Origin of the sequence: Cereibacter johrii (assembly GCF_001720585.1) — a bacterium.
Classification (GTDB): Bacteria; Pseudomonadota; Alphaproteobacteria; order Rhodobacterales; family Rhodobacteraceae; genus Cereibacter_A; species Cereibacter_A johrii.
The window spans coordinates 1-8,727 of record NZ_MABH01000128.1; the positions used below are offsets into that span (position 1 = coordinate 1).

Below are 8,727 nucleotides of genomic sequence, written 5' to 3' on the forward strand. Positions count from 1 at the left end.
AGTTCGGCCAGCGCCGCGGCGACGGCCGCCCCGTCGCGGCCCGTGCGCCAGGCCTCGAGCCGGGCGATCTGGTCGCGCTCGGCCTCGGGGTCGGCCACCATGATCGCGCCGTCTCCCGTGGTGAGCGGCGAGGGCGCGCCGGAGGTCCAGCGGTTCACGCCGACCACCACCGTCTCGCCGGTCTCGACCCGGGCGATGCGCTCGGCGTTCGATTCGACGAGCCGCGCCTTCATGTAGTCGATGGCCTCGATGGCGCCGCCCATCGCCTCGATATGGGCCAGCTCTTCCCGCGCCCCTTCCTTCAGCGCCTCGACCCTGCGCTCGATGGCCGGGTTGCCGTCGAACAGATCCTCATATTCCAGCAGGTCCGATTCGTAGGCCAGGATCTGCTGCATCCGGAGCGACCATTGCTGGTCCCACGGCCGCGGCAGCCCCAGCGCCTCGTTCCAGGCGGGCAGCTGCACCGCCCGGGCGCGGGCCTTCTTCGAGAGCGTCACGGCCAGCATCTCGATCAGGATCCGGTAGACGTTGTTCTCGGGCTGCTGCTCGGTCAGGCCCAGCGAATTGACCTGCACCCCGTAGCGGAAGCGGCGGTACTTCTCTTCCTCGATGCCGTAGCGGTCGCGGCAGATCTCGTCCCAGAGATCGACGAAGGCGCGCATCTTGCACATCTCGGTCACGAAGCGGATACCCGCATTCACGAAGAACGAGATCCGCCCCACCATGGCGGGGAAATGCTCGGCCGGCACCTTGGTGCGCAGGTCGTCGAGCACCGCGATGCCGGTCGCCAGCGCGAAGGCCAGCTCCTGCTCGGGCGTGGCTCCGGCCTCCTGCAGATGGTAGGAGCAGACGTTCATCGGGTTCCACTTGGGCAGATGGACCCGCGTGTAGGCCGCCACGTCGGTGATCATGCGCAGCGAGGGCCGCGGCGGGCAGATGTAGGTGCCGCGGCTGAGATATTCCTTCATCAGATCGTTCTGCACCGTGCCCTGCAGCTTCGAGATGTCGGCGCCCTGTTCCTCGGCCACCGCGACATAGAGCGCGAGCAGCCAGGGGGCGGTCGCGTTGATCGTCATCGAGGTGTTCATCTGCTCGAGCGGGATCTGGTCGAACAGCATCCGCATGTCGCCCAGATGGCAGATCGGCACGCCGACCTTGCCCACCTCGCCCCGCGCCAGCGCATGGTCGCTGTCGTAGCCGGTCTGGGTGGGCAGGTCGAAGGCGACCGACAGCCCCGTCTGCCCCTTGGCAAGGTTGGTGCGATAGAGCGCGTTCGAGGCCTTCGCCGTGGAATGGCCGGCATAGGTGCGGAACAGCCAGGGGCTATCCTTCTGGGTCATGGCAAGGGGACTCCACTCGACGAGGGCAAGGATATTGCTGCCTGCCGTGTTTATGCGAAAGATAATGTCCCTGTCAATTCGCCGCGACGCGGCATGGTTCCGCAACCTCCGTTGCATCCGACCGAAAGGCGGATCCTGCCGCGCGTTCCCACGCCAAAGTCGTTGGGAGCAGGCGGCGACCGCATCTCCCAACTGTCTGGAAAGCGCAAGAGAAGGGGGGCGACCACGATGACGCTGCGTTGCGGCAGACAGATTATTACAAAATGAACCCATCAACTATTGCAATGTTGCTTGGCCGATCGTATCTCATCCCGACAGTGCCGCCGATTCTGCGACGCGGCGCATCCCTTTCGGCCCTACAGGAGGCAAGCATGGCCCTCGACGTGCAAAGCGATATCGTCGCCTACGACGCGCCCAAGAAGGACCTCTACGAGATCGGCGAAATGCCGCCTCTCGGCCATGTGCCGAAGGAGATGTATGCCTGGGCCATCCGGCGCGAGCGTCATGGCGAGCCCGATCAGGCCATGCAGATCGAGGTGGTCGAGACGCCCTCGATCGACAGCCACGAGGTGCTCGTCCTCGTGATGGCGGCGGGCGTGAACTACAACGGCATCTGGGCCGGCCTCGGCGTGCCCGTCTCGCCGTTCGACGGTCACAAGCAGCCCTATCACATCGCGGGCTCGGACGCGTCGGGCATCGTCTGGGCGGGGGGCGACAAGGTCAAGCGCTGGAAGGTGGGCGACGAGGTGGTGATCCACTGCAACCAGGACGATGGCGACGACGAGGAATGCAACGGCGGCGACCCGATGTTCTCGCCCACCCAGCGGATCTGGGGCTACGAGACGCCGGACGGCTCCTTCGCCCAGTTCACCCGCGTGCAGGCGCAGCAGCTGATGAAGCGGCCGAAGCACCTGACCTGGGAAGAGGCGGCCTGCTACACGCTGACGCTCGCCACCGCCTACCGGATGCTCTTCGGCCACAAGCCGCACGACCTGAAGCCGGGGCAGAACGTGCTGGTCTGGGGCGCCTCGGGCGGCCTCGGCTCCTATGCGATCCAGCTCATCAACACGGCGGGCGCCAACGCCATCGGCGTCATCTCCGAGGAAGACAAGCGCGACTTCGTCATGGGGCTGGGCGCCAAGGGCGTCATCAACCGCAAGGACTTCAAGTGCTGGGGCCAGCTGCCCAAGGTGAACTCGCCCGAATATAACGAGTGGCTGAAAGAGGCGCGCAAGTTCGGCAAGGCGATCTGGGACATCACCGGCAAGGGCATCAACGTCGACATGGTGTTCGAACATCCGGGTGAGGCGACCTTCCCGGTCTCGTCGCTCGTGGTGAAGAAGGGCGGCATGGTCGTGATCTGCGCCGGCACCACCGGCTTCAACTGCACCTTCGACGTCCGCTACATGTGGATGCACCAGAAGCGCCTGCAGGGCAGCCACTTCGCCAATCTCAAGCAGGCTTCCGCGGCCAACCAGCTGATGATCGAGCGCCGCCTCGATCCCTGCATGTCCGAGGTCTTCCCCTGGGCCGACATCCCGGCCGCCCATACGAAGATGTACAGAAACCAGCACAAGCCCGGCAACATGGCGGTGCTGGTGCAGGCCCCGCGCACGGGGCTGCGCACCTTCGCCGACGTGCTCGAGGCCGGCCGCAAGGCCTGACCGCAGCGATCCGCCAGTCTCAGCCGCCGTGGCCCCGGCCTCGGCGGCTTTGGATTTTAAGGATTTACTTGCCCGCTGTGGAAATGCGCGATTGACAGCGTGCCCCGGCCGCGCTCGCCTTACGGTAGAAAAACCCCCGTCCGAAAGGCGATTCCGGCGCAGATGCCGCAATGACACATGACTGGATCCTCGACGTGCTGAGCGACCTCCGCGCCTATGCCGAGCGGAACGCGCTTTCGGAGCTGGCGGCCGGGCTCGATGAGACGCTCCGGCTCGCCCGGGCCGAGCTCGGGGCCGCCCCGCCGGGGCCCGAGCAGGACGAGCCGCCCCCGCGGCCCAACTGAGCGCCGGCGCTGGCCTTGGCCGGCGCCTGCGGCTATGGTCGCGCCCATGCAGGCCGTGTCCTTCTCCGACGACCAGGCGGAAGCCTATGACCGCGTGGCCGACCAGCTGCGCGGCATGGGGGTGGATCTGGCCAAGGGCGCGCTCTCGGTGCCGGTCGAGGGCAAGTCCTCGGTGCTGGCCGTGGTGGGCAAGGCGGGCTCGGGCAAGACCATGCTGCTCGCCTCGCTGACCAAGGCGCTGATCGAGGCCGGGCTCGAGGTGGTCTCGGGCGACTGGGAGGGCAAGAAGCGCAAGGAGCGGCGGACGCTCGCCATCCTCGCCCCCACCAACAAGGCCGCGAGCGTGCTGCGCCTGCGCGGCGTGCCGGCCACCACCATTCACCGCATCCTCTATTCCCCGGTCTACGATCCGCAATACGAGCGGATTGCCGAATGGTTGGCCGGAAACGGCAAGCGCCCCGAGGTGGAGGGCCTGTCCGAGACGGCGCTGGATCGCGCGAAGGCCTTCTACGAGCAGGTGCCCTCGATCCCCGGCGCGCTGGCCGCGGCGGGTCTCCGGGGGTCTGACTTCATCAAGGGCTGGAAAAGACGCGACGAACCGCTCGACGTGGGCTTCGTGGACGAGGCCTCGATGCTGGACGAACGACAGTTCGACGATCTGCGCGAGATCTTTCCGACGCTGGTCCTGTTCGGCGATCCGGCCCAGCTCGCGCCGGTGGGCCAGTCGGGCAAGATGGTGTTCGACACGCTGGGCGAGGCGCGGAAGCTGACGCTGAGCCGCATCCACCGGCAGGCCGAGGACAACCCGATCCTCGACCTCGCCCATGCGCTGGCCGACCCCGATCTCAGCTTCGAGACCTTCGAGGCGATGGTGGAACGTGCCGCCCGTCAGGACGAGCGCGTGCAGGTGGTTCCGCGCGTGGATGCCGATCTCATGGCCCGCTCGCCGGTCCTCGTCTGGCGCAACCAGACCCGCATCCGGCTCATCACCGCCTTCCGCGCCGCACAGGGTGCGCCCGAGACCGAGCTCCTGCCCGGCGAGCCGCTGATCTGCGACGGGATCGAGCTGCCGCTGAAGCACCGCAAGAAGCGGATCGACCTCGAGGCGCGCGGCCTCATCAAGGGTGCCCAGGTGATCTATCTCGGCCCCGGCAACCGCGAGGGTTTCGCGCGGCTGCATGTCGTGGGCGCCGAGGATCCGCAGGTCTCGGCCGCCTCGATCATCAAGATCGAGAAGCCGGGCGAGGAGGAGCCCTTCATCCCCTCGGCCGCGCGCATGGGGGCGGCCTTCCTGCACGGGGCGGCGGTCACGATCCACAAGGCGCAGGGCTCGCAATGGGAGGTGGTGCAGGTCTTCGCCCCCGACCTCTGGGCCGCGGCACAGGCGGGCCGGACCGAGGCCGGCGTCCCGCTCTGGAAGCGCCTCGCCTATGTCGCGATCACCCGCGCCGAGAAGCGCCTCGTCTGGGTGGTTCGCAACCGGCTCGCCCTGCCGCAGCAGCCGCTGTCGGTCGAGGACCTGCCGCGCACGGCGCCGAAGCTGAAGCTCCAGTCCGAGACGGGAACGCCCTGACGGGGCCTTGACGGCCCCCGGCCGCGGGGATCCTCCCGGCTCCCGGCTCCCGGCTCCCGGCTCCCGGCTCCCGGCTCCCGGCTCCCGGCTCCCGGCTCCCGGCTCCCGGCTCCCGGCTCTCCGCCCCGGATCCCGCCCCTGCCGGCGGGCGTGACTTCGGCTGCGGAGGCGGCTAAGGTCCGGCAAACGTTCAGGGAGCAAGCACATGCGCTGCGTCTTCGTCCAGTTCCGCTGCGTGCCCGGCAAGACCTACGAGGTGGCCGACGCGATCTACGACCGCGAGGTGGTCTCGGAACTCTATTCCACCTCGGGCGACTACGACCTGATTGCCAAGGTCTATGTGCCGGCCGATCAGGACGTGGGCCGGTTCCTCTCGGAAAGCCTTTTCGATATTCCGGGCATCCAGCGCACCCTGACCACGATGACCTTCAAGGCCTTCTGAGGGCGGCTCGAGCAGCCCTGCCTGTTCCGGAAGGCGGGGCTCAGTCCGCAGGCAGGTTTCACCCTCCGAGCAAGCCTTCAGGGGCCGCGGCGTCCCTAGCTCTGAGCCTCGAAGGTGTACCCCGTGCGGCGTCGGAAAGCTTTTTCGAGACGCCTCACTTCAGCCAGTCGGCGCGCCCCGTGCCCACCGCCTCGGCGACCGAGCCGAAGCCGTCGCGCTGCAGGAGCGCATCGAGCCCCCGCGCGATGCGCGCGGCCAGCCCGATGCCCTGATAGACCATGGCGGTGTAAAGCTGCACCGCCGAAGCGCCGGCGCGGATCTTGGCATAGGCCTCCTCGGCACTCGCCACGCCGCCCACGCCGATCAGCGGCAGCCGCCCCTCGGTCAGCTCCGACAGCCGGGCCAGAACGCGGGTCGACCGCTCGAAGAGCGGCGCGCCCGACAGCCCGCCCGCCTCGCGGGCATGGGCGCTGCGCAGCCCGTCGCGCGCCAGCGTCGTATTGGTCGCAACGATCCCCGCGATGCCCGATGCCAGCGCCACCTCGGCGATCTCGGCCAGATCCGCGTCCGACAGGTCCGGCGCGATCTTGAGAAAGACGGGCACCGGCCGCGCGAAGCCGGCCTGCACCTGCATCACCCCCTCGAGGAGCGCGGTCAGCGCCTGCCGCCCCTGCAGGTCGCGCAGCCGCTCGGTGTTGGGCGAGGAGACATTGACGGTCGCGAAATCGGCATGGGGGCCGCAGGCGGCCAGCACGGCGGCGAAATCGGCGGCCCGGTCGGGGCTGTCCTTGTTCGCGCCGAGATTGAGCCCCACCGGCACCGCCCCCCGCGGCCGCATCGCAAGCCGGGCGCAGATCGTGGCGGCGCCGTCGTTGTTGAAGCCGAAACGGTTGATCGCCGCCCGGTCCTCGGTCAGCCGGAAGAGGCGCGGCTGGGGATTGCCGGGCTGCGGCCGGGGCGTGGCCGCGCCCACTTCGAGAAAGCCGAAGCCCGCCCGCATCAGCGCGGCGAGCGCCACGGCATTCTTGTCGTAGCCCGCGGCGAGCCCCACGGGGTTCGGCAGCACGAGCCCTCCGATGGCGGTGGCCAGCCGCGGCGAGGTCACCGGACCCGACAGGGGCACGAGGCCCGATCGCAGCGCCGAGAGCGAGAGGGAATGGGCCTTCTCCGGGTCCATCCGGTGAAGAGCCGTCAGCGCCGCGCGTTCAAGGATGTTCACCAGAGCCCCTCGGGGAAGATGTGGCCGGTTGCGCCGAGCGGGAGCGACTTGTCCCACACCACGTCGTCGAGCGTCAGTTTGCGGTAGAGATGCGGAAACAGCTGCTCGCCGCGCGAGGGTTCCCACTTCAGGTCGGGGCCGGCCCGGTCGGGATCGATCGCCACCAGCACGAGGTCGCTTTCGGCGGTGAAATGTTTCGCGGCCGTCTCGGCCACCTGCGCTGCCGTCGAGAAGTGGATGTAGCCGTCCGCCAGATCGACGGGAGCTCCGGCTGTGGCGCCGGCGCGGCGGAAGTCATCCCATTCGGAGCGGCGGAAAATCTTGAAGATCAGCATGCAAGCCTCATGCACCCGGACCGTGCGGCGGTCAATATGGCCCTTCGCGGATGACCTCCGCCGAAGGACCTGCCTCAACGTCACCCGGACCTCGGCCTTTGACAGGGGGCGGGCGTCCCCGCACTGTGTCGGCACCTGTCCAGACCGGGAGCTTTGACATGAAATCCACCCTTCTCGCCTCGGCGGCGCTGGTGGCGCTGACCACGGGCGCGGCGCGGGCCGACTTCGCGCTCACCATCCTGCACACGAACGATTTCCACGACCGGTTCGAGCCGATCTCGAAATACGATTCGACCTGCCCCCCCGAGGACAATGCGGCGGGCGAGTGTTTCGGGGGCATCGCGCGGCTGGTGACGGCGATCTCCGAGGCGCGCGGGCAGGGCGGGACGCGGCTTCTCGTGGATGCGGGCGACCAGTTCCAGGGCTCGCTGTTCTATGCGCGCTACAAGGGCGAGCTTGCGGCCGAATTCATGAACGGTCTCGATTACGACGCCATGACGGTGGGCAACCACGAGTTCGACGACGGCCCCGCCGTGCTCACCGATTTCGCGAAGAAGCTCGAGGCGCCGCTCCTCATGGCCAATGCCGACCTGACCGGCGAGCCCGGGCTGCGGGCCGAGGTGCAGAAGTCGGTGGTGGTCGAGAAGGGCGGCGAGAAGATCGGCATCGTGGGGCTGACGCCGCTCGACACGACCGAGCTTGCGAGCCCGGGCCCGAACGTGATCTTCACCGAGCCGGTGCAGGCCGCACAGGCCGAAGTGGACCGGCTGACGGACGAGGGGGTGACGAAGATCGTGCTGCTCTCGCATCTGGGCTACGAGGCCGACAAGGAGATCGCTTCGGCTCTGAAGAATATCGATGTGATCGTGGGCGGGCATTCGCACACGCTCCTGTCGAACGAGGATGAGGCGGCGGCCGGCCCCTATCCCACCATGGTGGGCGATGTGGCGATCGTGACCGCCTATGCCTATGGCAAGTATCTGGGCGAGCTGAACGTCACCTTCGACGATGCGGGCAAGATCGTCTCGGCCGAGGGCGCGCCGATGCTGCTCGATGCCGCCGTGGCCGAGGATGAGGCGACGGTTGCGCGGGTGAAGGAGCTGGCGGCGCCGCTCGAGGAGATCCGCTCGCGCGTGGTGGCCGAGGTGAGTGCGCCCATCGACGGCTCGCGCGAGAGCTGCCGCAGCGGCGAATGCGCGATGGGCAATCTCGTGGCCGATGCGATGCTCGACCGGGTGCGCGATCAGGGCATCCAGATCGCGATCTCGAATGGCGGCGGGCTGCGCGCCTCGATCGATGCGGGCACGGTCACCATGGGCGACGTGCTGACCGTGCTGCCGTTCCAGAACACGCTCTCGACCTTCCAGGTGACGGGCGAGGCCGTGGTGGCGGCGCTCGAGAACGGGGTGAGCGAGCTCGAGGAGGGCGCGGGCCGCTTCGCGCAGGTGGCCGGGCTGAAATATGCTTTCGACCCGGCGGCGCCGGTGGGCGCGCGCATCTCGGACGTGATGGTGAGGGAGGAGGGCGGCTGGCAGCCCATCGATCCCGCCAAAACCTACGGCGTCGTGTCCAACAACTATGTCCGTCAGGGCGGCGACGGCTTCGCCATGTTCGTCGATGCGGCCAATGCCTATGACTTCGGCCCGGACCTCGCCGATGTGACGGCGGACTATCTGGTGGCCCATGCCCCCTACACGCCGGTGATCGAGGGCCGCATCACCCGCAAGTAGGGCGGTCCGCCCGGGGCCGCACCCCCCCCGTGCGGGTGCGGCTGGTCCTCGGCTCGGCCGGAGGGCCGCCGCCGCCTTGC

At 68.5% G+C, this 8,727-nt stretch carries 8 protein-coding genes; 5 read left to right on the top strand and 3 right to left on the bottom strand.

Annotation, left to right across the window (positions count from 1 at the left end):
- Nucleotides 1-1,340 (bottom strand): methylmalonyl-CoA mutase family protein (locus tag A9O63_RS10275; protein WP_069331845.1); only part of this gene is annotated, 1,340 nt, incomplete at its 3' end.
- A gap of 371 nt (nt 1,341-1,711) precedes the next feature.
- Between A9O63_RS10275 and ccrA the strand changes: the two genes are divergently transcribed.
- The 4 genes from ccrA to A9O63_RS10290 all read left to right on the top strand — a co-directional run bounded on the left by ccrA (nt 1,712) and on the right by A9O63_RS10290 (nt 5,363).
- The gene (gene ccrA / locus A9O63_RS10280; protein WP_069331846.1) at nt 1,712-3,004 is read left to right on the top strand and encodes a crotonyl-CoA carboxylase/reductase; all 1,293 of its coding nucleotides are present in this window, start codon (nt 1,712-1,714) and stop codon (nt 3,002-3,004) included.
- 170 nt (nt 3,005-3,174) lie between these two features.
- Nucleotides 3,175-3,348 carry a hypothetical protein gene (locus A9O63_RS22745; protein WP_002721246.1) on the top strand — a complete coding sequence of 58 codons (174 nt, stop codon included), beginning with the start codon at nt 3,175-3,177 and terminating at the stop codon, nt 3,346-3,348.
- 34 nt (nt 3,349-3,382) lie between these two features.
- On the top strand, nt 3,383-4,921 hold the full coding sequence (locus A9O63_RS10285) for an ATP-dependent DNA helicase (RefSeq protein ID WP_069331847.1): 1,539 nt from the start codon (nt 3,383-3,385) through the stop codon (nt 4,919-4,921).
- A 205-nt stretch (nt 4,922-5,126) separates the two neighbouring features.
- Nucleotides 5,127-5,363, top strand: a complete 237-nt coding sequence (locus A9O63_RS10290; RefSeq protein WP_069331848.1) for an Lrp/AsnC ligand binding domain-containing protein — start codon at nt 5,127-5,129, stop codon at nt 5,361-5,363.
- 154 nt (nt 5,364-5,517) lie between these two features.
- Here the strand turns inward: A9O63_RS10290 and A9O63_RS10295 are convergent, their stop codons facing one another.
- Both A9O63_RS10295 and A9O63_RS10300 read right to left on the bottom strand, forming a co-directional pair.
- On the bottom strand, nt 5,518-6,582 hold the full coding sequence (locus A9O63_RS10295) for a quinone-dependent dihydroorotate dehydrogenase (RefSeq protein WP_069331849.1): 1,065 nt from the start codon (nt 6,580-6,582) through the stop codon (nt 5,518-5,520).
- Nucleotides 6,579-6,917, bottom strand: a complete 339-nt coding sequence (locus A9O63_RS10300) for a DUF952 domain-containing protein (protein ID WP_069331850.1) — start codon at nt 6,915-6,917, stop codon at nt 6,579-6,581. Before A9O63_RS10300 ends, A9O63_RS10295 begins: the two co-directional genes overlap by 4 nt.
- 158 nt (nt 6,918-7,075) lie before the next feature.
- Here A9O63_RS10300 and A9O63_RS10305 point away from each other — a divergent pair, with 158 nt between their 5' ends.
- A complete protein-coding gene (locus tag A9O63_RS10305; protein WP_069331851.1) occupies nt 7,076-8,647 on the top strand; it encodes a bifunctional metallophosphatase/5'-nucleotidase in 1,572 nt (523 codons plus the stop codon).
- Nucleotides 8,648-8,727: the final 80 nt, after the last annotated feature.